Origin of the sequence: Streptomyces sp. JH14, from assembly GCF_029428675.1 — a bacterium.
Taxonomy (GTDB): domain Bacteria; phylum Actinomycetota; class Actinomycetes; order Streptomycetales; family Streptomycetaceae; genus Streptomyces.
Map to the genome: position 1 here is coordinate 2,054,631 of NZ_JAJNEL010000001.1, position 22,379 is coordinate 2,077,009.

A 22,379-nucleotide genomic window follows, 5' to 3' on the forward strand; every position below is an offset into this window, starting at 1 on the left:
GATGCCGGTGTCCACTCTCCCGACCGACCGTACCTCCGCCCTCCCGACGATTGTGGTCGTCGGACACGGCATGGTCGGCCAGCGATTCCTGGAGGCGCTCGCCGACCGCGGCCTGACCGCGACCGCGGGTACGGCCAGGGTCGTCGTGCTCTGTGAGGAGCCGCGCGCCGCCTACGACCGGGTCCAGCTGACCTCGTACTTCGCCGGGAGGTCCCCGGACGATCTCTCGCTCGTCGAGCCCGGCTTCATGCAGCGGCACGGCTTCGAGCTGCACCTCGGTGACCCCGCCGAGTCCCTCGACCGCGAGGCCCGTACGGTCACCGCGCGCTCCGGGGAGACCTACGCGTACGACACGCTGGTGCTGGCCACCGGCTCCTACCCGTTCGTCCCGCCGGTCCCCGGCAAGGACGCCGAGGGGTGCTTCGTCTACCGCACCATCGAGGACCTGCTCGCGATCGAGGAGTACGCAAGGACGGCACGGACCGGTGCGGTGGTCGGCGGAGGGCTGCTCGGGCTGGAGGCGGCGGGCGCGTTGAAGGGGCTCGGACTCGACACGCACGTCGTGGAGTTCGCGCCCCGGCTGATGCCGGTGCAGGTCGACGACGGCGGGGGCGCGGCGCTGCTGCGCACCATCGAGTCGATGGGCCTCACCGTGCACACGGGCGTCGGAACGCAGGAGGTCACCACGGGCGAGGACGGCGCGGTGAACGGCATGTCGCTGTCCGACGGTTCCTCGCTCGCCACCGATCTGGTGGTCTTCTCGGCGGGCGTACGCCCCCGCGACCAGCTGGCCCGCGACTGCGGTCTGGCGGTCGGCCCGCGCGGCGGCGTCATCGTCGACGAGGAGTGCCGCACCTCCGACCCGTCGGTCTTCGCGATCGGCGAATGCGCGCTGGCCTCGGACGGCCGGGTGTACGGGCTCGTCGCGCCCGGCTACGAGATGGCGCAGACGGCCGCCGAGGTGATCGCCGGCAAGGACGCGGCATTCACCGGCGCCGATCTGTCGACGAAGCTGAAACTGCTCGGGGTGGACGTGGCGTCGTTCGGTGACGCGCACGGTACGGCCGAGGGCTGCCTCGACGTGGTGTACGCGGACTCCCGCTCCGGCGTGTACAAGAAGCTGGTGATCGGGCAGGACGGCACCCTGCTGGGCGGGGTGCTGGTCGGGGACGCCGAGCAGTACGGCACGCTGCGGCCCATGACGGGGACGGTCCTGCCGGTGGCCCCCGAGCAGCTGGTGCTGCCGGCCGGTGCGGGTGGCCCGGTCGCACTCGGCCCCTCCACGCTTCCCGACGAGGCGGTGATCTGCTCCTGCCACAACGTCACCAAGGGCGCGATCTGCGCGCACACCACGCTGCCCGAGGTGAAGAAGTGCACCAAGGCCGGTACCGGCTGCGGAAGTTGCGTGAAGGTGATCGGGCAGTTGCTGCCGCAGAGCACCGACAAGGGCGTGTGCGGCTGCTTCCCTTACTCCCGCAGCGAGCTGTACGAGATCGTCCGCACCCTCGGCGTCACCTCGTACGCGCAACTGCTCGACTCGCACGGCCGGGAGGCGGCGCGCGGCGGAGACGGCTGTGAGATCTGCAAGCCGGCGGTCGGCTCCATCATCGCCTCGCTGGCCCCGACGCTCGGCGCGAGCGGCTATGTACTGGACGGCGAACAGGCGGCCCTGCAGGACACCAACGACCACTTCCTGGCCAACCTCCAGCGCAACGGCTCCTATTCGATCGTGCCGCGCATCCCCGGCGGGGAGATCACTCCGGAGAAGCTGATCGTGATCGGCGAGGTCGCCCGCGACTTCGGCCTGTACACGAAGATCACCGGGGGTCAGCGGATCGACATGTTCGGCGCCCGCGTCGACCAGCTGCCGCTGATCTGGACGCGCCTCGTGGACGCCGGGTTCGAGTCCGGGCACGCGTACGGAAAGTCGCTGCGCACGGTCAAGTCCTGCGTGGGGCAGACCTGGTGCCGGTACGGCGTGCAGGACTCGGTGAAGATGGCGATCGACCTGGAGCTGCGCTACCGCGGGCTGCGCTCGCCGCACAAGCTGAAGTCGGCGGTGTCGGGCTGCGCCCGCGAGTGCGCGGAGGCGCGCGGCAAGGACTTCGGGATCATCGCCACGGCGAGCGGCTGGAACCTGTACGTGGGCGGCAACGGCGGCGCCACACCGCGCCACGCGGACCTGCTCGCCCAGGATCTGTCCGATGCCGAACTCGTGCGGCTCATCGACCGGTTCCTGATGTTCTACATCCGTACCGCGGACCGTCTGGAACGCACGTCGACCTGGCTGGACCGCATCGAGGGCGGCCTCGACCACGTACGGGACGTCGTCGTCCACGACTCGCTCGGGCTCTGCGACGAGCTGGAGCGGCTGATGGCCGACCACGTCGCCGGCTACCGCGACGAATGGGCCGAGACCCTCAACGACCCGGATCGGCTGCGCCGGTTCGTCACGTTCGTCAACGCACCGGACGCACCGGACCCGTCGGTGCGGTTCGTTCCGGAGCGCGACCAGGTCAGGCCCGACCTGGAGATCCTCGCCGGACCGGTGCTCGCCGTCCGCACGCTCGAAGGGAGCGTTTCCCGATGACCGCGACAACAGTGGCGACAGCGCAGCATCCCTCTCTGCAACTCGCTTGCGGGGAAGTGTGGTTCACGGTCTGCGAGCTGTCACTCCTGACACCGGGGCGCGGTGTGGCCGCCCTGCTCCCGGACGGCAGGCAGGTGGCGCTCTTCGCCGACCGGGCGCGGCAGGTGTACGCGATCGACAACCGCGACCCGTTCACGGGGGCGTACGTCCTCTCACGCGGCCTGGTCGGATCGGACGGCGGGCGGCCGTTCGTCGCCTCGCCGCTGCTGAAGCAGCGCTTCGACCTGGCGACAGGCGTCTGCCTGGACGACGACGAGGTGTCGGTCCAGGTCTTTGCGGTGCGCACCGTCTGACGGCGTGGCAGGACCGTCGCCCCCACGGGGTGACGGAACCGCCTCCCAGCCGATCCGGCCAACCCGTTCCGGCCGTACGCTTGATCCATGACCAAGGGCTGGAACGCGAGCGACATCCCCGACCAGAGCGGCCGTACGGCGGTGGTCACCGGAGCCAACAGCGGCATCGGGCTGGTCACGGCACAGGAGTTGGCGCGCAGCGGCGCGCGGGTGCTGCTCGCCTGTCGCGACGCGAGCCGCGGCAAGGAAGCCGAGGCGCACATCCGGGCGGCCGCGCCGGACGCGGAGGTGGAGTGCGCGCCCCTGGACCTGGCCGATCTGTCGTCCGTACGGGAGTTCGCCGCGGCATACCCGTACGACCGGCTGGATCTGCTGATCAACAACGCAGGGGTGATGGCCCTACCGTACGGGCGGACGGCCGACGGCTTCGAGACCCAGTTCGGCGTCAACCACCTCGGACACTTCGCCCTCACCAACCTGCTGCTGCCGAAGCTCCTCGACACCCCCGGGGCCCGTGTGGTGAGTGTGTCCAGCGCGATGCACGCCGCGTCCAACATCGACATCGGTGATCTCAACAGCGAGCACAACTACCGCCGCTGGATCGCGTACGGCCGCTCGAAGACCGCGAACCTGCTCTTCATCCATGAGCTGGCGCGCCGGGTCACCGCCTCCGGATCCGGTCTCGTGGCCGCCGCCGCACACCCCGGCTACGCGGCGACCAATCTGCAGACCGCGGCAGCCCGGATGGAGAACCGCAGGGCCGCGGAGCGGATCTTCGACATCGGCAACCGGATCGTCGCCCAGCCCGCGTCCTCCGGAGCGCTGCCGACGCTGTACGCGGCCACCGCCCCCGGCGTACGCCCCGACTCGTTCACCGGCCCGAAGCTGCTGGGCTGGCGAGGTGCGCCCGCCCCGTCCTGGCGGGCGGGCTGGACGCGCAGCGATGTGGCGGGCGAACGACTGTGGGTGGCGTCCGAGCAGCTCACGGGCGTGACCTGGCCGGGCAGCCTCACCGCCGGGTGAGGCCCCGGGCGCAGCGGGCGCTCAGCCCTGGGCCTGGACGGCAGCCGGGTCCATCCACACGACCTCCCAGATGTGGTGGTCGGGGTCCTGGAAGGACCGCCCGTACATGAACCCTTGGTCCATGGGCTCGCCGGCGGGCGATCCCCCGGAGGCGAGCGCCGTGTCGGCCAGCACGTCGACCTCCTCGCGGCTCTCGGCGCTGAGCGCGATGAGCACCTCGGTGGTCTTCGAGGCGTCGGCGATCTCCTTCTTGGTGAACTCCTTGAAGCGCGGCTCGGTGATGAGCATGGCGAAGATCGTGTCACTGATGACCAGGCACGCGGTGGTCTCGTCGGAGAACTGCGCGTTGAACGAGAAGCCGAGCTTGCCGAAGAAGCCCTTGGTCGTCTCGAGGTCCTTGACCGGCAGATTCACAAAGATCATCTGAGGCATGTGCGTCTCTCTCTTCTCTTCGGTGGCGCCCGGTCCGGGCGCCTTCGAGGGGTAGACGGTGAGGCGGTCCGGAACTCATCGCAGCCGCCGGCGCAATCTTCCGGAGCGGCCCGTCCGGCCCGTCCGGCCCGTCAGGAGAGTGCCACGGTCCCTCAGGAGAGCGCGAGCGGCGCGCCTCCCCTGAGGAGCGAACCGCCCAGCGGGGTGAGCGTGTGCAGGACCGAACTGCCGTGCCGCAGGGTGCGCACGAGCCCCGCCTCGCGCAGCACACAGGCGTGCTGGCTGGCGGAGGCCAGGGACACTCCGGCCCTGCGGGCGAGCTCGCTGGTCGTGCAGCCCGCACCGATGGCCTGGAGGACCGTCGACCGGGTGTTGCCGAGGAGACGGCCGAGCCAGGGGCCCGGGCCCGGCTCGGCGAAGACCGGGGCTGCGGAGTGGGTGACCGGGTAAACGAGGACGGGCTGGAGCTTCGGGTCGCGGTAGACGACCGGGGTGGAGCGGCAGAAGAACGACGGCTGGAGCAGCAACCCCCGCCCGTCCAGATGCAGTTCGCGGTCGACGGGGTAGTCCGCCTCCAGCACCGGGGCCCGCCAGCGGATCATGGGCGGGAGGGAGGCGAGGAGTTCCTCGGCGCCGCCGTCGAGGAGTGCGCGGCCACGGACGGCGCGGTCGGCCTCGACGCTGGCCCGGATGTGCGGCCAGTACGGTTCGACAGCAGCACGGTGGTAGCCGCGCAGGGCGGAGATGAGCCGCCCGAGAGGTTCGGCGCGCCCTTCGCCGAGCGCCTCCAGCCGGACGAGCGGCACCGGCCGCGCGTCCCCCGGCCGGCCACCCCCGGGCCGTACGCCACCGGTCCGCCCCGCGCGCCCGCCCGCATGCCCGCCACCGTGCCGCCCGCCCAGCGACAACGGCCGGCCGGGCTCGCGGCGGTCGCCGCGCAGCAGGCCGAGATCGGCGTGGAGCCGCTCGGGCGGGGTGTCGCGCAGCGCCTCCATTCCGGCGTCGAAACCATAGGGCTCGCTGCCGGCCCGGGAGGGCGTCAGAAAGTCCGGGAAATAGCCGCGGGGCGGCACCAGCGCAGCCAGCAGACGGGTCTCCCCACTCAGCCGGGGCCGGGTTTCCGTACGCCATTTCCCGAACACCGTGGAAGCACGCCGGTCCCTCAGCCGGTGAAAACTCAGAATGGTTTCCCACAATGCATCCGGCCGGGTGGCCATCCGCACCTGGGAAAGGTCCATTCCGGACACATGGATACGCAGCACCGAACCCCCACCTGTTGCATCCGCAATTTCCCCCGCTCAAGAGTATGCGCACCGTCACAGGACGTCACCACGGGGTTTCGGCCAGAGGTGAAACGTCTCGCCGCACCCCCTGGGCAACCGAAAAACTGTACGGCGTCGGGCACGAAACCGACGCCGACCGGATGAACGAGTGAAGGCCGTGGGGGGTTTTGCTCGTTCGGCGGCGGTCGGCGGACGGTGCGGCTCCGCGCCCGACGGGGGTAAGCCGGGTGCGGCCCATGGATGGGGATCCCTGGGCCGCACCCCGGTCCGTTCACCGCCTATATCTTTGCGTATTGAACGAAGCAATGGGCCGGCGAACGGACGGTGAACCCCGAAAGCGCTTACGCGTCCCAATTCTTTGTATGTGCCGGGTGACCCGTACGTCCGCGGCCGCTCATGGCCGCCCATGACCAACCGTTTCCGCACAGCATCCGGCGCCGGGCACACCGCACCCGGCGCGCCCACGACTTCCGGACACGACGAAGCGGCGGCACCCCCCGCACAGGGCGTACGGCTGACGTCCTGAGCGGGGAAGTCAGCCGTCCCTCATACCTGGAGGGCACTCTCAGGGCGCATCGCTCAAAGCCGCCTCCATCATGTCGGTTGTCCGATCCTCTTCCGCCTCCCACAAGTCGGTGTAGACGTTGAGCGTGATCGATGGCTTGGTGTGACCAAGCCTTTGTCAGACCAAGCCCGCATCCACGTCGGCGAGTTGCCTGGCTCGGCGGGATGCTGGCTGCGGTCGGATTCGCGGTGAGCGAGCCGTACATCCAGTACCGCCGGGACCGTCGGCGGGCCGGCGCGGCGAGCGGCTGAACCGTCAGCCGTGGAAGTGGTTGCGCTTGATGACGGCCTTGCGGATGTCGCCGGTCGTAGCACCGCTCTGTCGGCCGGCGGACAGGACCTGGAGGGGCTCGGAGATGGCCGGCGGCGGCTCACCTGACCTGCTCCGCTTACACGGGTCCACGCCTTGGTCCGATTTGCTGATCGATCGGCTTGTCCCGGCTCGGCGTCGCGATCGACCAGCCTGCTTGAACCGACACCGCCTCGCCTGATCAGGTGATGGATCACCACGGGTCCGCGGGCCTGTTGAGATCGGCCGCCTTTCCGGCTCAGGGTTGGCCGTCGATCAGCAACTGGAAGGACCTACGCACATGGTTTTCGTTCGCGTGCACGCGATGAAGGGCCATCTGAGCGCCGAGCAGAAGGAGAAGCTCGGCGCACAACTCATTCAAGCCGTAGCTGACGTCGAGTGCCTGGTCAACAACCAGACCCACCAAGAGACCTCTTGGGTGCAGTTCTACGAGTTTGAGCCCGAGAACTGGTATGCACCGGCCAATGTCGCCGGTGCCGATCCCAACTCCCGAGTTCAACTCGACGTAATTGCGCCTCAGAAACTTCTCCCCACGCCCGAAGACGCCCGCGCCATGCTGATCAAGTCCGCCGATGCCGTGCGATCGGTGTTCGGTTCTGGTCCGCTGCCGGCGCACGGGCCGTGGGTGCACATCTACACCATCCCGAACGATCAGTGGGGACAGGATGGCCGCGTTCCCGACTGGGAGGGTTTCCGGGCCCTCCTGCGTGCTGGCAGCCCGGAAAAAGCCGATGAGGCACTGGCCCAGATTTACGGGCCCGGGCGCCACACAGCAGCGACGTGGCGCGCCTCGTAGCTTGATGCGGTCGAATGCCGGGCCTGGTCCAAGCCATATTCGGCGGGCCGTCGTACAGCACTCCGGGCCCTCCGGCGGTGGCCCGCTCTCTGAACCTACTCCGAGTGCCGGATGAAGTCCTGCGAAGCATCGACACCGCAGACGTGCAGCAGATTGACCACGATGCGATCCAGATCCTCCCCGACTTTCGTGACCTCCGGAATGCCGAGACTGCCGAACTCGTCGCTCGGCCGATGCATGCTGAACACCGCATTGCCGTCGCCGTCGCTGTAGATCAGCATCCGCAAAGGCGCATACAGGAGCACCCTCGGATCATGGCCGTACATGGTCTCAGCGATGACGTGATTGCCGGTCAGGTACTCCGTCGACCTGGTGGTGTGTCCTGCGATACTGAACAGCGAGGTGCCGTTGATTCGAGCGAAGCGGACCAGGTCATTGGGTGCGTTCACGGCCATCACGGCGCGAACGTCGTCCCAACTGCCCCCGGTTTCGGCAATGCGTTCCATCGATCCCGGATTGAACGCGGGTGCCGCTTCCTCGAATGCGTTCACGAAGTCGTCGTAGGCAATTCCCGTGGAAACGTCTACCCGGGTCACCGTGTGGCTGCGTTGACTGGCCATGCGATAGCTCCCTGACTCTGGGATCAATGCTTCGAGGCGGCCCGACGCAACCAACTGGCAGATCCTGCGGGAATGACACGGGGCTGCCCGGCTACCGATCCCCCCTGGCCAAAAGCGACGATATGACCGGCTGGCCGCCGGGGCAAATCAAAGGGCCGTACGGTCCGTGCCAATTGCCTACCGACATGGCTGAGCTCGACAGTCTCCGCAGATGATGCACGAAGCGGCGGCACCCCCGCACAGGGTGCCGCCGCTTCCTGGTGGTCCGGAGCCGTCGCCGCGTCGATGAGGGTCGAATGGCCGGCGACGGCCCCGGAGGACCGGGGTGGGTTCAGGTCAGCGGCTGTCGCTGCCCTTCGACTCCGCGGCGGCCCGGCCCGCCTCCAGGCGCGCGACCGGGATCCGGAACGGCGAGCAGGAGACGTAGTCCAGTCCCACCTCGTGGAAGAAGTGCACCGACTCCGGGTCGCCGCCGTGCTCGCCGCACACGCCGAGCTTGAGGTCCGGGCGGGTCGCCCGGCCGGCCGCGACGGCGCTGCGGACCAGGGAGCCGACGCCGTCCTTGTCGATCGTCTCGAACGGCGACACCCCGAAGATGCCCTTCTCCAGGTACGCGGTGAAGAACGAGGCCTCCACGTCGTCACGGGAGAAGCCCCAGACCGTCTGGGTCAGGTCGTTCGTACCGAAGGAGAAGAACTGCGCGGCCTCGGCGATCTGACCGGCGGTCAGCGCTGCGCGCGGCAGCTCGATCATCGTGCCGATGGACAGCTTCAGCTCGGTGCCGGTGGCCGCCTCGACCTCGGCGATGACCTGGTCGGCCTCCTCGCGGACGATCTCCAGCTCCTGGACCGTGCCGACCAGCGGAATCATGATCTCGGCGCGCGGGTCGCCCTTGGCGTTCTTACGGTGCGCGGCCGCCTCGGCGATCGCCCGGACCTGCATCGCGAACAGGCCGGGAATGACCAGACCGAGCCGTACCCCGCGCAGGCCGAGCATCGGGTTCTGCTCGTGCAGCTTGTGCACGGCCTGCAGGAGGCGCAGGTCGTTCTCGTTGGCGTCCTTGCGGGACTCGGCGAGCGCGACCCGCACCGACAGCTCGGTGATGTCCGGCAGGAACTCGTGCAGCGGCGGGTCGAGCAGCCGCACGGTGACGGGTAGCCCGTCCATCGACTCGAAGAGCTCGATGAAGTCGGCCTTCTGCAGCGGCAGCAGCGCGGCCAGCGCGCTCTCGCGCTCGTCGTCCGTGTCCGCGAGGATCAGCTTCTCGACCATCTCGCGGCGCTCACCGAGGAACATGTGCTCGGTGCGGCACAGACCGATGCCCTGGGCGCCGAAGCGGCGGGCCCGCAGCGCGTCCTCGGCGTTGTCGGCGTTGGCCCGCACCCGCAGCCGGCGGACCCGGTCCGCGTACGCCATGATCCGGTGCACGGCGGCGACCAGTTCGTCGGCGTCGTCGGCACCCGCGTGCATCCGGCCCTCGAAGTACTCGACGACCGGGGACGGGACGACGGGGACCTCACCGAGGTACACCTTGCCGGTCGAGCCGTCCACGGAGACGATGTCGCCCTCCTCGACGACGGTCCCGCCGACGGTGAGCCGGCGCCGCTTGGTGTCGACCTCGATCTCCTCGGCGCCGCAGACACAGGTCTTGCCCATGCCGCGGGCGACGACGGCGGCGTGCGAGGTCTTGCCGCCGCGCGAGGTCAGGATGCCCTCGGCAGCGATCATGCCGTCGAGGTCGTCGGGGTTGGTCTCCCGGCGGATCAGAATGACCTTCTCGCCGGAACGGGACCACTTGACGGCGGTGTACGAGTCGAAGACCGCCTTGCCGACCGCGGCACCGGGCGACGCGGCGATGCCACGGCCGAGCAGCTGCGTCTTGGCGTGCTCGTCGAAGCGCGGGAACATCAGCTGCGCCAGCTGCGCCCCGCTGACGCGCTGCAGCGCTTCTGCCTCGTCGATGAGCCCCTGGTCGACCAGCTGCGTGGCGATCCGGAACGCGGCACCGGCGGTGCGCTTGCCGACCCGGGTCTGGAGCATCCACAGCTGGCCGCGCTCGATGGTGAACTCGATGTCGCACAGGTCCTTGTAGTGCGTTTCGAGGGTCTGCATGATCTGGATCAGCTGGTCGTACGACTTCTTGTCGATCGACTCCAGTTCGGCGAGCGGAACGGTGTTGCGGATACCGGCGACGACGTCCTCGCCCTGCGCGTTCTGCAGGTAGTCGCCGTACACACCGGCGTGGCCGCTGGCCGGGTCGCGGGTGAACGCGACACCCGTACCGGAGTCCGGTCCGAGGTTGCCGAAGACCATCGAACAGACGTTGACGGCCGTGCCGAGGTCGCCAGGGATGCGCTCCTGGCGGCGGTAGAGCTTGGCCCGGTCGGTGTTCCACGAGTCGAAGACGGCCTTTATGGCCAGGTCCATCTGCTCGCGCGGGTCCTGCGGGAAGTCACGTCCGGCGTCGCGCGTGACGATCTTCTTGAACTGCTTGACAATCTTCTTCAGGTCGGCCGCGTCGAGATCCACGTCGACGGTGACGCCCTTGGCCTCCTTCGCGGCCTCCAGCGCCTCCTCGAAGAGGTCGCCGTCGACGCCGAGGACCGTCTTGCCGAACATCTGGATGAGGCGGCGGTACGAGTCCCAGGCGAACCGCTCGTCGCCGGCCTGGGCAGCGAGTCCGGCGACGGACTCGTCGGAGAGGCCGATGTTGAGAACCGTGTCCATCATGCCGGGCATCGAGAACTTCGCGCCGGAGCGGACGGAGACCAGCAGCGGGTCGTCGGACTGGCCGAGCTTCTTGCCCATCTGCTTCTCGAGGGCGTCGAGGTGTGCACTGACCTCGTCGCGCAGCTCCGTCGGCTCGTTGCCGCTGTCGAGGTAGACCTTGCACGCCTCGGTGGTGATCGTGAAGCCCGGAGGGACGGGCAGCCCGAGGTTGGTCATCTCGGCGAGGTTGGCACCCTTCCCGCCGAGCAGGTCCTTCAGATCCTTGTTGCCCTCGGTGAAGTCATAAACGAACTTCTGACCCTGGAGCTCCGGGGTGGATACGTGGAGATCTTTGTTTTCCGACACGGGTCTCGACTCCTCGAGGACGCGGGTGGCTGCCCTGACGGCCAGGAACATACCCAGATCGAAGGTGCCTGGGTACGTCCACTTGCGCGTCATGCGGCCTTAACCACTCGTCCGCCAGCAGATCGAAAGTTGCGTACGAGTCCATCCCCCGAGCGCGTCCGTTCATCTTATGAACTCATTACTACACAACGTGCCGGTATCGCCACTGTTTCCACACGCTGGGTGACAGATGTATCGATCGATCAAAGTGGAGCCCCGTGGCACCCAGTGCCACCATTTGAGAAATGCATCCCCCGAAATCCCGCTCATGTGAGCAGACTGCACCTCAGAGTGGCGAGAATCACGCCGCAGCGGGCGCTCAGATGTCACCATCCGGACGCCCCGAGAGCTACGTACGGTTACGCGACGACCGCGAGGGGCGAAAGAATTGCCACCGAGATGCGACAGTCGCCCGCCGAGGCGTCCTCGGCCGACCGGTTCGCCTTGAATCCACGCCTCACAGGCGCTCAGATGAGCGGCACAGAAATGGGGGCACCCGGTGCCCGAGGCCGGATACGCGAAAGGGCCCCGCGGGGGTGGAGTGCCACCCTCCGCAGGGCCCTTTCCGAACCGGAGTCGTCGCCTCAGCCGCCCGATGTGTCGAGCTCCGCCTCCGCGCTCACGCCCGAGCAGTCGTAGGGGTCCTTCAGCCAGCCGTCCGGCAGCACGACACGGTTGTTGCCCGAGGTGCGTCCCCGCGGCCCGTCCGCGCCGTCGGGCCACGCCTGGTCCAGATCGAGCTCGTGCAGCTGCGCGCCCAGCTCGTCGAGCGACGAGGTGACCGCGAGCTTCTTGCGCATCTCGGAGCCGACGGAGAAGCCCTTGAGGTACCACGCCACGTGCTTGCGGAAGTCGATCACGCCACGGGTCTCGTCGCCGATCCACTCCCCCAGCAGCGTCGCGTGCCGCAGCATGACAGTGGCGACCTCCCGGAGCGACGGCGCCTGCCTCTTCTCCGTACCCTCGAAGGCGCTCACGAGGTCACCGAAGAGCCAGGGCCGTCCCAGGCAGCCGCGGCCCACGACCACGCCGTCACATCCCGTCTCGCGCATCATCCGGCGGGCGTCGTCCGCGCACCAGATGTCGCCGTTGCCGAGGACGGGGATCTCCGGGACGTGCTCCTTGAGACGGGCGATGGCGTCCCAGTCGGCGGTGCCGCCGTAGTGCTGGGCGGCGGTCCTGCCGTGCAGGGCGACGGCCGTGACGCCCTCCTCCACCGCTATCCGCCCCGCGTCGAGGTAGGTGAGGTGGTCGTCGTTGATGCCCTTGCGCATCTTGATGGTGACCGGCAGGTCGCCGGCGTTGGAGACCGCCTGGTTGAGGATCGCGCGCAGCAGCGGCCGCTTGAACGGAAGCGCCGAGCCGCCGCCCTTGCGCGTCACCTTGGGTACCGGGCAGCCGAAGTTGAGGTCGATGTGGTCGGCGAGGTTCTCGTCGACGATCATGCGGACGGCCTTGCCGACCGTGACCGGGTCCACTCCGTACAGCTGGATCGAGCGCGGGGTCTCGCTCGCGTCGAAGTGGACGAGCTGCATGGTCTTCTCGTTGCGCTCGACCAGCGCCCGCGTCGTGATCATCTCGCTGACGAACAGCCCCTTGCCGCCGGAGAACTCCCGGCACAGGGTGCGGAACGGCGCGTTGGTGATACCGGCCATGGGTGCGAGCACCACGGGAGGCTGCACGGTGTGCGGGCCGATCCGGAGCAGCGGGAGCGAGGGGGCGAGCGTGGTCATTGCTCCATTGTCGCGTACGCCGGAAGCGGCTTAGGTCCCCGTTCGGATCACATGGGGCGCGCGCGGCCCGGATCCGGACGAAAGACCCTGGGCGGTATCGCTTCGGGCGGCGTCCGGGACCCTCCCGCGGCACGGGCCGGACCTTCCGCGGCACGGGCCGGCCGTTCCCGGAGCGCGAGTCATTAGTTAACCGTACTATCTATGTATGCCCGAGCTCAGCCACCGCCGTCGGCAGTTGGTCCTGGCGATCTGCTGCATGAGTCTGCTGATCGTCAGTCTCGACAACACGGTCCTCAATGTCGCCCTGCCCGCCGTGCAGCGGGAGTTGCACGCCACCGTCGCCGGCATGCAGTGGACCATCGATGCCTACACCCTCGTCCTCGCCTCGCTGCTGATGCTGTCGGGCTCCACCGCCGACCGGATAGGACGGGCGAAGATCTTCAAGATCGGTCTCGTCCTGTTCACTCTCGGCTCGGTGCTCTGCTCCCTGGCGCCGAATCTGGAGTCGCTGGTCGCGTTCCGGATGGTGCAGGCGGTGGGCGGCTCGATGCTCAACCCCGTCGCGATGTCGATCATCACCAACACATTCACCGACCCTCGCGAGCGCGCCCGCGCCATCGGCGTGTGGGGCGGTGTCGTCGGCATCTCCATGGCGGCGGGACCGGTGGTCGGCGGTCTGCTCGTGGACTCGGTCGGCTGGCGGTCGATCTTCTGGATCAATCTGCCGGTCGGCCTCGCCGCGCTGCTGCTCACCTGGCGGTACGTCCCCGAGTCCCGCGCCCCCAGGCCCCGCCGACCCGATCCGGTGGGACAGCTCCTGGTGATCGCGCTCCTCGGTTCACTGACGTACGCGATCATCGAGGCCCCCTCGGCGGGCTGGACCTCGCCGCAGATCCTGGCCTTCGCGGCGCTCGCCGCCTGTTCCTTGACCGGACTGCTGCTGTACGAGCCCCGGCGCACCGAACCCCTCATCGACCTGCGGTTCTTCCGCAGCGCCCCGTTCAGCGGCGCCACCGCCATCGCGGTCTGCGCCTTCGCCGCACTGAGCGGCTTCCTCTTCCTCAACACCCTGTATCTGCAGAACGTGCGTGGTCTGAGCGCGCTGCACGCCGGTCTGTACATGCTGCCGATGGCAGCGATGACCTTTGCCTGCGCCCCGCTGTCGGGGCGGCTCGTCGGCAGCCGGGGACCGCGGCTCTCACTGCTCGTGGCAGGCGCGACCATGACGGCGTGCGGGCTGCTGTTCGCCGCTTTCGAAGCAGAGACACAGAATGTGCTGCTCTTCACCGGCTATGTGCTGTTCGGTGTCGGCTTCGGCATGGTGAACGCGCCGATCACCAACACCGCCGTCTCCGGGATGCCGCGCTCGCAGGCGGGCGTGGCGGCGGCGGTCGCCTCGACCAGCCGGCAGATCGGCGGAACGCTGGGCGTCGCGGTGATCGGTGCGGTGCTGGCGGCAGGCGTGGCCGGTACCGGTTCCCCGCACGGCACCGGGTATGCCACCGCCTTCGTCGACGCGAGCAAACCCGCGTGGTGGATCATGACCGGCTGCGGTCTGGCGGTTCTTCTGATGGGGGCGCTGACCAGCGGACACTGGGCCCGCGAGACGGCGCGCCGGACCGCCGCACGGCTGGAGGCACCGAGTGGTACAGCTGACCGCGGCCGGACCGGAGCCGGGGGCCAGGCTTCGGCGAGTGCCAAGGCGTGAGGGGTACGAGCCGTTCCCGGGGCTCCTCGCCGGAGGGGACAGCGGAGGCGTATGCGGGTGACGCCGACGGCGAAGCCGGGCGACCTCCTCGTGGCGCAGCCCGGGGGTGCGCCTGCGGCGGCCGCGCGGGAGTCCGACCCCGCTCGGGGTGATGCGCTCGGATCGGGCACGCTGCCGTTCGCGGTGTCCCTGATGACGCTGCCGGCCGAGGGGTGGACCGCGGAGCGGCCGGTGGGGACGTGGGTCTCGCCGGGCCGTTCCCGTTCGCCACGCTCGCGTTCCACCGAGTCGGGCGGCGGGCCGGCGCGTGCGGGCAGATCCCTCTGATCGCCGGACGCGTGGCGTGAGCGGGAAAGGACGGACGGGAACGGGCGTGGGCCCGGATCACCGACCGGTGATCCGGGCCCACGGTCGTACAGATGCTCCCGGGTCGTCGAGTCCTCCCGGGTGCTTCGGCGCGCGAGGCTGCGTCAGCCCTGCGGGGCGGTGTCGCTCTCGGCGGCCGGCTGCTCGGACCGAGCGGGCTGGGCCGAACCAGCGCGCTCCCGCATCTTGCGCAGCAGCTCCTGCTTCTGGTCGGCCGCGGTCTTGCGGTCGGCGTCACGCGCAGGACCTTCGCCCTGCCGATCGGCGCGGGACAGCTTCTTGCGCTGTCCACCGACACCGAGAAGGTTGTTGCGGCTCTTGGCCACGGGGGTCTCCCATTCGTGGTGAGTCGTGAAGGTCGCGAGGTGTGCGAGCGACCTGAGTTCGATCCGATGGGCGGCGGGCGGCAACGGTCCGGACCCGCCGCGCTCTCACTCGTAGATCTGGAAGAACGAAGACATGCGGGAACCGTACCCGGCCGGACCCGACGCGGCACGCGAATTTCGGCCCGTCCGGGTGAAGCCTCACACCAGTGGACTGACAGATATTGAAATCTGTCATCTCTCATGCCATAGTTCTGCCATGGCTGCACCAGGGCCGTTTCCCCCACCACCACGGGAGTTCTTCAATGACCGCCATCCGCACCCTCGGCTCCACCGGCCCGCAGGTCTCTGCACTCGGCCTCGGCTGCATGGGCATGTCCGCGCTGTACGGCGAGAGCGACCGCACGGAGTCGATCGCCACCATCCACGCGGCGCTCGACGCCGGCATCACGCTGCTGGACACCGGCGATTTCTACGGCATGGGCCACAACGAACTGCTGATCAACGAGGCGCTGCGCACCGCCCCCGCCGCCGCTCGCGAACAGGCGCTGACCAGCGTGAAGTTCGGCGCGCTGCGTACGGTCGAAGGCGCCTTCACGGGGTACGACGGCCGCCCGGCCGCCGTGAAGAATTTCGCCGCCTACTCCCTCCAGCGGCTCGGCACCGATCACATCGACATCTACCGGATCGCCCGCCTCGATCCCGATGTCCCGATAGAGGAGACCGTCGGCGCCATCGCCGAGCTGGTCGAGGCCGGCCACGTCCGCCACATCGGCCTGTCCGAGGTCGGCCCCGAAACGATCCGGCGGGCGGCCGCCGTGGCCCCGATCTCCGATCTGCAGATCGAGTACTCGCTGATCTCCCGGTCCATCGAGGACACGATCCTGCCGGTCTGCCGCGAACTGGGCGTGGGCATCACGGCGTACGGGGTGCTCTCGCGCGGCCTGATCAGCGGACACTTCACCCGTGACCGTGAGCTGGGTCCGGGCGACTTCCGCGCCATGAGTCCCCGCTTCCAGGGCGAGAACCTCCGGCACAACCTCGACCTGGTCGACGCCCTGCGCAAGATCGCCGAGCAGAAGGGCGCGTCGGTCGCCCAGATCGCCATCGCCTGGGTGCTCAGCCGGGGGGCGGACATCGTGCCGCTGGTGGGCGCGCGCCGTCGTGACCGGCTCGCCGAGGCGCTCGGCGCCCTGGACGTCACGCTGGACGCCGCCGATCTCGCCGCGATCGAGGAGGCGGTCCCGGCAGGTGCGGCCGCCGGTCCGCGCTACCCGGAGAACCAGATGGCCCACCTCGACAGCGAGCGCTGAGCTCCGGGTACGGTCGTCGGGGCGCCCCTTGCCGGGCAGCGCCCCGAACGGCGCCCCCCGAAAGGCAGCAGAGACACCATGACGCCAGCCGACCCGCTGACCCCCGAGCGCATCCTCGAAGCCACCGAGGACGTGCTGCGCCGCTACGGCCCCGCCAAGGCGACGGTGGTCGACGTGGCCCGCGCGCTCGGCGTCAGCCACGGCAGCGTCTACCGCCACTTCCGCACGAAGGCGGCGCTGCGCGAGGCGGTGACCGGCCGCTGGCTGACCCGGACCGAGGTGGCCCTCACGGAGATCATCAACGCTTCGGAGGACCCCGCCCCGACCAAGCTGCAGCACTGGCTGGAGGCGCTGTTCGAGGCCAAGCGCCACAAGGCCGGCGACGACCCCGAGCTGTTCGCCACCTACATCGTGCTGATGGGTGAGAGCACGGTCGTCGAGGCGCACGTCCGTGAACTGGTCGGCCAGCTGCGGGAGATCGTCGAGGAAGGCGTGCGCAGCGGGCAGTTCGCGGTGGACGATCCGGCGGTCACCGCGCAGGCGGTCTTCGACGCGACGGCACGTTTCCACGACCCGGCGTACGCCGCAGAGTGGCAGAACGCCACCATCGGCGCCGAGTTCACCGCCGTCTCGGACCTGCTGCTGCGCGGCCTGCGCGCGTAGCACCCGGCGCGCAGACCGCCTTGGGGGTGTCCGGGCACCCTTCGCGCGGGCGGGCAGCCGCCGGCCAGTCGGCCCGTCAGGCGGTCGGGTCGACCGTGGCCTGGTGGGCCTCGGCGAGGTGTTCCTCGGCCTTGAGCCAGGGCAGGAACTGCACACCCTTGCGCCAGTCGCAGGTGTCGCAGCTCAGTTGCCGCTGAATGCCCGACTTCCGTACGTGGACGACGTGTTCACGGCCGTGCTGATCCCATCTGCTGACCTTGCTGGTGGTCATGGACGGCATCCGGGCCTCCTGTAGACGCATGGTCGCGTGTGCGCCCAGTGTGCAACGAAGCCCCCGGTTCCGTGCAAGGAACCGGGGGCTTCGCCGTGGAACCGTGATGCGTCAGCAGCCCAGCAGCCGGGCGCCGAGATACGCCTGGATCTGGTCCAGCGAGACGCGCTCCTGCTTCATGGAGTCGCGCTCGCGCACCGTCACCGCGTTGTCGTCGAGGGTGTCGAAGTCGACGGTGACGCAGAACGGCGTACCGATCTCGTCCTGACGACGGTAGCGGCGGCCGATGGCGCCCGCGTCGTCGAACTCGATGTTCCAGTTCTTCCGCAGGTCGGTGGCGAGGCCCTTGGCCTTCGGCGACAGCTGCGGGTTGCGGGAGAGCGGCAGCACCGCGACCTTGACCGGCGCGAGGCGCGGGTCGAGGCGCATCACGGTGCGCTTCTCCATGACGCCCTTGGCGTTGGGCGCCTCGTCCTCGATGTAGGCGTCGAGGAGGAAGGCGAGCATCGAGCGGCCGACACCGGCCGCGGGCTCGATGACGTACGGAGTCCAGCGCTCGCCGGCCTCCTGGTCGAAGAACGACAGGTCCGTGCCGGAAGCGGCGGAGTGGGCCTTGAGGTCGTAGTCCGTGCGGTTGGCGACGCCCTCCAGCTCGCCCCACTCGCTGCCGCCGAAGCGGAAGCGGTACTCGATGTCAGCGGTGCGCTTGGCGTAGTGGGAGAGCTTCTCCTTCGGGTGCTCGTACCACCGCATGTTCTCCTCGCGCATGCCCAGGTCCGTGTACCAGTTCCAGCGCTGCTCCATCCAGTACTCGTGCCACTGCTCGTCCTCGCCCGGCTTGACGAAGAACTCCATCTCCATCTGCTCGAACTCGCGGGTGCGGAAGATGAAGTTGCCCGGAGTGATCTCGTTCCGGAAGGACTTGCCCATCTGCGCGATGCCGAACGGCGGCTTCTTGCGCGAGGTCTGCTGGACCTGACCGAAGTTGGTGAAGATGCCCTGCGCGGTCTCGGGGCGCAGGTAGGCGACCGAGCCGGAGTCCTGGGTCGGGCCGAGGTGCGTGGAGAGCAGACCCGAGAACTGCTTGGGCTCGGTGAAGGTGCCCTTGTTGCCGCAGTTGGGGCAGTTGAGGTCGGCGAGGCCGTTGACCGGCGGCTTGCCGTGCTTCTCCTCGTACGCCTCCTCCAGGTGGTCCGCGCGGAAGCGCTTGTGGCAGGAGGTGCACTCGGTCAGCGGATCGGTGAACGTGGCGACGTGGCCGGAGGCGACCCACACCTCGGGGGCCAGGATGACCGACGAGTCGAGACCGACCACGTCCTCGCGCGCGGTGACCATGTAGCGCCACCACTGGCGCTTGAGGTTCTCCTTCATCTCCACGCCCAGCGGCCCATAGTCCCAGGCGGCCTTCTGGCCACCGTAGATCTCGCTGCAGGGGAATACGAAGCCACGGCGCTTGCTGAGGCTGACGATGGAGTCGATCTTGTCGGCGGCCACGGTGCTCTCTTCATTACGACGACGACGAACGGCGAATGCTTCAGATTACCGGCGGGCACGCCCCTTGGATCAAATCGGTGGGCGGACAGTTGGTCCGCGGGGCATCCCATCAGGCTTGTTGACAATCGTTTCCATTTTTGTTGAAAATGACTGTCATGAACGTACGCCGTCTCATACCCACCGCCGCAGTCGCCGGAGCAGTCGCCCTCGGTCTCACCGCGCTGTCCGCCTGCTCTGCCTCCAACGCCGCCGACGGCAAGAACGGCGACAAACTGGATGTGGTGGCGTCGTTCTATCCCATGCAGTTCCTTGCCGAGGAGATCGGCGGGGCCCATGTCTCGGTCACCACGCTGACCAAGCCGGGTGTCGAGCCGCACGATCTGGAACTCAGCCCGCGGCAGATCGGCGGCCTCAGCGACGCGGACTACGTCCTCTATCTCAAGGGTATCCAGCCCGCCGTCGACGACGCGATCGCGCAGTCCGGTGTCAGGAACACCGTCGACGCGGCGACGCTCACCACGCTGGAGGACCACGGCACCGAAACCGGCGGCGACGAGCACGGTCATGTGCACAAGGGCGAGGGGGCCGGGGCCGACCCGCACATCTGGCTGGACCCGGTGAAGTACGCCGAGGTCGCCAAGGGCGTCGGAAAGTCCCTGGAGAAGGCCGACCCGAACCACGCCGCGGACTACCGCAACAACACGGACGCCCTGGTCAAGAAGCTCGACGCGCTGAACACGTCGTACCGCAAGGGCCTGAGCGACACCGCCACCAAGACGTTCCTCACCACCCACTCCGCCTTCGGATACCTCGCCGAGCGCTACGGGCTCATCCAGGAGGGCATCGCCGGCATCGACCCCGAGGCCGAGCCCAGCCCCGCCCGGATCAACGAGATCCACACCATCGCGGAGAAGAACCACGCCACCACCGTCTTCTTCGAGACGCTCGCGAGCGACAAGACCGCGAAGACCGTCGCCGCGGACACCGGGCTGAGGACCGACGTCCTCGACCCCCTCGAGGGAATCACCGCCAAGTCCAAGGGCGCTGACTACATCGAGGTCATGCAGTCCAACCTCGCCGCGCTCCAGAAGGCGCTCGGCGCGAAGTGACCCACGCAACACTCGCCACAGCAGCATCGGAGGCGCTCATGCCCGAGCCCCGGAGCACCAAGCCCGACCCCGTGATCACCCTGCGCGGAGCCACGGCCACGCTCGGCGCGCGCCCCGTACTGCGCGGCATAGACCTCACCGTGCACAGCGGTGAGGTCGTCGCGCTGCTCGGCGCCAACGGCTCCGGCAAGTCGACCGCCGTCCGGTCCGTCATCGGCCAGGTCCCGCTCACCGACGGCTCGGTCGAGCTGTTCGGCACCCCGCTGCGCCGCTTCCGCCAATGGGCGCGGATCGGCTACGTACCGCAGCGCACCACGGCGGCGAGCGGAGTGCCCGCCACGATCCGCGAGGTCGTCTCCGCCGGGCGGCTGTCCCGTACGAGGCTGGGTCTGCTGCGCAGGGCGGACCGGGACGCCGTCGACCGGGCCATCGCGCTCGTCGGCCTCACCGACCGGGCCAAGGACTCGGTGAGCGCCCTCTCCGGCGGCCAGCACCAGCGCGTGCTCATCGCCCGGGCACTCGCCGCCGAACCCGAGCTGCTGATCATGGACGAGCCCATGGCGGGCGTCGACCTGGCCAGCCAGGAGATCCTCGCCGAGACGCTGCGCGAGCAGGTCGCCTCCGGCACCACCGTGCTGCTCGTGCTGCACGAGCTGGGCCCCCTGGAGCCCCTCATCGACCGTGCGATCGTGCTCCGTGACGGCTGCGTGATGCATGACGGACCTCCCCCGAAGGCCCTGGGCCAGCACGCGCTGCCCGGCCACGACCACGTACACCCCCACGCGGCTTCCGAGCCCGCACGGACGGGACTGCTGACCTGATGACGGAATTCCTCGAGCCCCCCTTCATGCAGCGGGCCCTGCTCGCCGCCGTACTCGTCGGCGTCATCGCCCCCGCCGTCGGCATCTACCTCGTGCAGCGCCGCCAGGCCCTGATGGGTGACGGAATCGGCCATATCGCGATGACCGGTGTCGGCCTCGGCTTCCTGCTGTCCACCAGCCCCGTCTGGATGGCCACGGCCGTCGCCGTCGTGGGTTCGGTGATCATGGAACTGGTCCGCTGGTACGGGCGCACCCGCGGCGACATCGCGCTGGCCATGCTGTTCTACGGCGGTATGGCGGGCGGTGTGCTGCTGATCAACCTCTCCGACACCGGCTCCAACGCCAACCTCACCTCGTACCTCTTCGGCTCGCTGTCCACGGTCTCGTCCGAGGACATCACCGCGATCTGCGTGCTGGCCGCCTTCGTGCTGCTGGTGACCCTGGGGCTGCGGCGGCAGCTGTTCGCGGTCAGCCAGGACGAGGAGTTCGCCCGGGTCACCGGACTGCCGGTGCGCGCACTGAACCTGCTGATCGCGGTCACGGCGGCGGTCACCGTCACCGTCGCCATGCGCGTCGTCGGTCTGCTGCTGGTCAGCGCATTGATGGTGGTGCCGGTCGCGGCCGCGCAGCAGATCTCGAAGTCCTTCAAGGTGACGTTCGTGCTGTCCGTCGTCATCGGTACGGCGGTGACCCTGGCCGGCACCGTCACCTCGTACTACCAGGACGTGCCGCCCGGCGCGACGATCGTGCTGCTGGCCATCGGCGTCTTCGTGGCCCTGACCCTGCTCGCCACACCGCTGGCCGCACGCCGCGCACGCCGGGGCGCATCGGGATCGGCGCAGTGCACCCTGGAAGGGGCGGTCCCGGAAGCGACGACGCCGGAGGCACCCGCTGCCCACCCGGCCACCGATGAGGTCCGGGTTTGACCCCGGCACCGGGGCGGGCTGGCACAATGGCGCGACACATGGACGGGCGACATGAGGAGGCACCTGTGGCGACGGCGCCGATCAATGGAACGAACGCATCCCCGGTACGCGGCCGGTCGACCCGGCAGCGCGCTGCGGTGGCGGCGGCGCTCGACGAGGTGGACGAGTTCCGGAGCGCCCAGGAGCTGCACGACGTACTCAAGCACCGCGGTGACTCGGTCGGGCTGACGACCGTCTACCGCACCCTGCAGTCACTCGCCGACGCGGGCGAGGTCGACGTCCTGCGCACCACCGACGGGGAGTCCGTGTACCGGCGCTGCTCGACCGGCGAGCACCACCACCATCTGGTGTGCCGGGTGTGCGGCAAGGCCGTCGAGGTCGAGGGCCCGGCCGTGGAGCAGTGGGCGACGACGATCGCCTCCCAGCACGGCTTCGTGAATGTGGCGCACACGGTCGAGATCTTCGGTACGTGCGCGGAGTGCGCGACGGCGACGGGCTGACCCTCCGCGGGCTCCGCCGCCGGCCCCGCTCCTCGACGCCGGTGGCCCGGAACCGGCATCGAGAAGC

19 protein-coding genes and 1 pseudogene are annotated in these 22,379 nt (G+C 69.2%); 11 read left to right on the forward strand and 9 right to left on the reverse strand.

Annotated elements, in window-relative coordinates:
- Position 1: 1 nt before the first annotated feature.
- From nirB to LRD69_RS09340, 3 genes are all read left to right on the forward strand, one after another.
- Positions 2-2,590, forward strand: coding sequence for a nitrite reductase large subunit NirB (gene nirB, locus LRD69_RS09330; RefSeq protein WP_277326089.1), 2,589 nt, complete (start codon positions 2-4; stop codon positions 2,588-2,590).
- The gene (nirD, locus tag LRD69_RS09335; protein ID WP_277326090.1) at positions 2,587-2,943 is read left to right on the forward strand and encodes a nitrite reductase small subunit NirD; all 357 of its coding nucleotides are present in this window, start codon (positions 2,587-2,589) and stop codon (positions 2,941-2,943) included. Before nirB ends, nirD begins: the two co-directional genes overlap by 4 nt.
- Positions 2,944-3,030: 87 nt before the next feature.
- Positions 3,031-3,966 carry an oxidoreductase gene (locus tag LRD69_RS09340; protein ID WP_277326091.1) on the forward strand — a complete coding sequence of 312 codons (936 nt, stop codon included), beginning with the start codon at positions 3,031-3,033 and terminating at the stop codon, positions 3,964-3,966.
- Between the two features lie 21 nt (positions 3,967-3,987).
- Here LRD69_RS09340 and LRD69_RS09345 read toward each other — a convergent pair whose 3' ends face one another.
- Together LRD69_RS09345 and LRD69_RS09350 are read right to left on the reverse strand one after the other, a co-directional pair.
- The gene (locus LRD69_RS09345) at positions 3,988-4,398 is read right to left on the reverse strand and encodes a VOC family protein (protein WP_277326092.1); all 411 of its coding nucleotides are present in this window, start codon (positions 4,396-4,398) and stop codon (positions 3,988-3,990) included.
- Between the two features lie 152 nt (positions 4,399-4,550).
- Positions 4,551-5,660: a helix-turn-helix domain-containing protein gene (locus LRD69_RS09350; protein ID WP_277326093.1), complete on the reverse strand. Its 1,110-nt coding sequence runs from the start codon at positions 5,658-5,660 to the stop codon at positions 4,551-4,553.
- Between the two features lie 1,175 nt (positions 5,661-6,835).
- Here LRD69_RS09350 and LRD69_RS09355 point away from each other — a divergent pair.
- Positions 6,836-7,351 (forward strand): hypothetical protein, encoded by a 516-nt coding sequence (locus LRD69_RS09355; RefSeq protein ID WP_277326094.1) that lies wholly within the window; start codon positions 6,836-6,838, stop codon positions 7,349-7,351.
- A 95-nt stretch (positions 7,352-7,446) separates the two neighbouring features.
- Here the strand turns inward: LRD69_RS09355 and LRD69_RS09360 are convergent, their stop codons facing one another.
- From LRD69_RS09360 to dusB, 3 genes are all read right to left on the reverse strand, one after another.
- Positions 7,447-7,971, reverse strand: a complete 525-nt coding sequence (locus LRD69_RS09360) for a DUF302 domain-containing protein (RefSeq protein WP_277326095.1) — start codon at positions 7,969-7,971, stop codon at positions 7,447-7,449.
- A gap of 336 nt (positions 7,972-8,307) precedes the next feature.
- The gene (gene ppdK / locus LRD69_RS09365; protein WP_277326096.1) at positions 8,308-11,139 is read right to left on the reverse strand and encodes a pyruvate, phosphate dikinase; all 2,832 of its coding nucleotides are present in this window, start codon (positions 11,137-11,139) and stop codon (positions 8,308-8,310) included.
- 530 nt (positions 11,140-11,669) lie between these two features.
- Complete coding sequence (gene dusB / locus LRD69_RS09370) at positions 11,670-12,818, reverse strand: tRNA dihydrouridine synthase DusB (protein ID WP_277326097.1); 1,149 nt, start codon at positions 12,816-12,818, stop codon at positions 11,670-11,672.
- A 205-nt stretch (positions 12,819-13,023) separates the two neighbouring features.
- Here dusB and LRD69_RS09375 point away from each other — a divergent pair, with 205 nt between their 5' ends.
- Entirely contained in the window at positions 13,024-14,526 is a 1,503-nt protein-coding gene (locus LRD69_RS09375; protein WP_277326098.1) for an MFS transporter, read from the forward strand.
- Between the two features lie 72 nt (positions 14,527-14,598).
- Here LRD69_RS09375 and LRD69_RS09380 read toward each other — a convergent pair.
- Positions 14,599-14,697, reverse strand: a pseudogene (locus tag LRD69_RS09380) (XRE family transcriptional regulator); the annotation flags it as partial.
- Positions 14,698-14,996: 299 nt separating this feature from the next.
- Complete coding sequence (locus tag LRD69_RS09385) at positions 14,997-15,218, reverse strand: DUF6243 family protein (protein WP_277326099.1); 222 nt, start codon at positions 15,216-15,218, stop codon at positions 14,997-14,999.
- Positions 15,219-15,520: 302 nt separating this feature from the next.
- On the opposite strand from LRD69_RS09385, the gene LRD69_RS09390 reads away from it, so the two are divergent.
- Both LRD69_RS09390 and LRD69_RS09395 read left to right on the forward strand, forming a co-directional pair.
- Positions 15,521-16,528, forward strand: a complete 1,008-nt coding sequence (locus tag LRD69_RS09390; protein WP_277326100.1) for an aldo/keto reductase — start codon at positions 15,521-15,523, stop codon at positions 16,526-16,528.
- Positions 16,529-16,606: 78 nt separating this feature from the next.
- Positions 16,607-17,191 (forward strand): TetR family transcriptional regulator, encoded by a 585-nt coding sequence (locus LRD69_RS09395; RefSeq protein WP_277326101.1) that lies wholly within the window; start codon positions 16,607-16,609, stop codon positions 17,189-17,191.
- Between the two features lie 76 nt (positions 17,192-17,267).
- On the opposite strand, the gene LRD69_RS09400 is transcribed toward LRD69_RS09395, so the two are convergent.
- Both LRD69_RS09400 and LRD69_RS09405 read right to left on the reverse strand, forming a co-directional pair.
- Positions 17,268-17,471, reverse strand: coding sequence for a hypothetical protein (locus LRD69_RS09400; RefSeq protein ID WP_030921017.1), 204 nt, complete (start codon positions 17,469-17,471; stop codon positions 17,268-17,270).
- 102 nt (positions 17,472-17,573) lie between these two features.
- Positions 17,574-18,956: a glycine--tRNA ligase gene (locus LRD69_RS09405; RefSeq protein ID WP_277326102.1), complete on the reverse strand. Its 1,383-nt coding sequence runs from the start codon at positions 18,954-18,956 to the stop codon at positions 17,574-17,576.
- 155 nt (positions 18,957-19,111) lie between these two features.
- On the opposite strand from LRD69_RS09405, the gene LRD69_RS09410 reads away from it, so the two are divergent.
- The 4 genes from LRD69_RS09410 to LRD69_RS09425 all read left to right on the forward strand — a co-directional run bounded on the left by LRD69_RS09410 (position 19,112) and on the right by LRD69_RS09425 (position 22,312).
- Positions 19,112-20,065 (forward strand): metal ABC transporter substrate-binding protein, encoded by a 954-nt coding sequence (locus tag LRD69_RS09410; RefSeq protein WP_277326103.1) that lies wholly within the window; start codon positions 19,112-19,114, stop codon positions 20,063-20,065.
- 38 nt (positions 20,066-20,103) lie between these two features.
- Positions 20,104-20,886, forward strand: a complete 783-nt coding sequence (locus LRD69_RS09415; RefSeq protein WP_277326104.1) for a metal ABC transporter ATP-binding protein — start codon at positions 20,104-20,106, stop codon at positions 20,884-20,886.
- Positions 20,883-21,812 carry a metal ABC transporter permease gene (locus LRD69_RS09420; protein ID WP_277329680.1) on the forward strand — a complete coding sequence of 310 codons (930 nt, stop codon included), beginning with the start codon at positions 20,883-20,885 and terminating at the stop codon, positions 21,810-21,812. The genes LRD69_RS09415 and LRD69_RS09420 overlap by 4 nt, the downstream gene beginning before the upstream one ends.
- A 65-nt stretch (positions 21,813-21,877) precedes the next feature.
- On the forward strand, positions 21,878-22,312 hold the full coding sequence (locus LRD69_RS09425) for a transcriptional repressor (protein ID WP_277326105.1): 435 nt from the start codon (positions 21,878-21,880) through the stop codon (positions 22,310-22,312).
- Positions 22,313-22,379: the final 67 nt, after the last annotated feature.

What these genes read in the sequence shown, in the direction of transcription:
- LRD69_RS09410 (WP_277326103.1), top strand. Translation starts at nt 19,112, where the DNA reads ATGAACGTACGCCGTCTCATACCCACCGCCGCAGTCGCCGGAGCAGTC.
- LRD69_RS09395 (WP_277326101.1), top strand. Translation starts at nt 16,607, where the DNA reads ATGACGCCAGCCGACCCGCTGACCCCCGAGCGCATCCTCGAAGCCACC.
- nirD (WP_277326090.1), top strand. Translation starts at nt 2,587, where the DNA reads ATGACCGCGACAACAGTGGCGACAGCGCAGCATCCCTCTCTGCAACTC.
- LRD69_RS09345 (WP_277326092.1), bottom strand. Translation starts at nt 4,398, where the DNA reads ATGCCTCAGATGATCTTTGTGAATCTGCCGGTCAAGGACCTCGAGACG.
- LRD69_RS09375 (WP_277326098.1), top strand. Translation starts at nt 13,024, where the DNA reads ATGCCCGAGCTCAGCCACCGCCGTCGGCAGTTGGTCCTGGCGATCTGC.
- LRD69_RS09400 (WP_030921017.1), bottom strand. Translation starts at nt 17,471, where the DNA reads ATGCCGTCCATGACCACCAGCAAGGTCAGCAGATGGGATCAGCACGGC.
- ppdK (WP_277326096.1), bottom strand. Translation starts at nt 11,139, where the DNA reads ATGACGCGCAAGTGGACGTACCCAGGCACCTTCGATCTGGGTATGTTC.
- LRD69_RS09415 (WP_277326104.1), top strand. Translation starts at nt 20,104, where the DNA reads ATGCCCGAGCCCCGGAGCACCAAGCCCGACCCCGTGATCACCCTGCGC.
- LRD69_RS09340 (WP_277326091.1), top strand. Translation starts at nt 3,031, where the DNA reads ATGACCAAGGGCTGGAACGCGAGCGACATCCCCGACCAGAGCGGCCGT.
- LRD69_RS09360 (WP_277326095.1), bottom strand. Translation starts at nt 7,971, where the DNA reads ATGGCCAGTCAACGCAGCCACACGGTGACCCGGGTAGACGTTTCCACG.
- dusB (WP_277326097.1), bottom strand. Translation starts at nt 12,818, where the DNA reads ATGACCACGCTCGCCCCCTCGCTCCCGCTGCTCCGGATCGGCCCGCAC.
- nirB (WP_277326089.1), top strand. Translation starts at nt 2, where the DNA reads ATGCCGGTGTCCACTCTCCCGACCGACCGTACCTCCGCCCTCCCGACG.
- LRD69_RS09355 (WP_277326094.1), top strand. Translation starts at nt 6,836, where the DNA reads ATGGTTTTCGTTCGCGTGCACGCGATGAAGGGCCATCTGAGCGCCGAG.
- LRD69_RS09390 (WP_277326100.1), top strand. Translation starts at nt 15,521, where the DNA reads ATGACCGCCATCCGCACCCTCGGCTCCACCGGCCCGCAGGTCTCTGCA.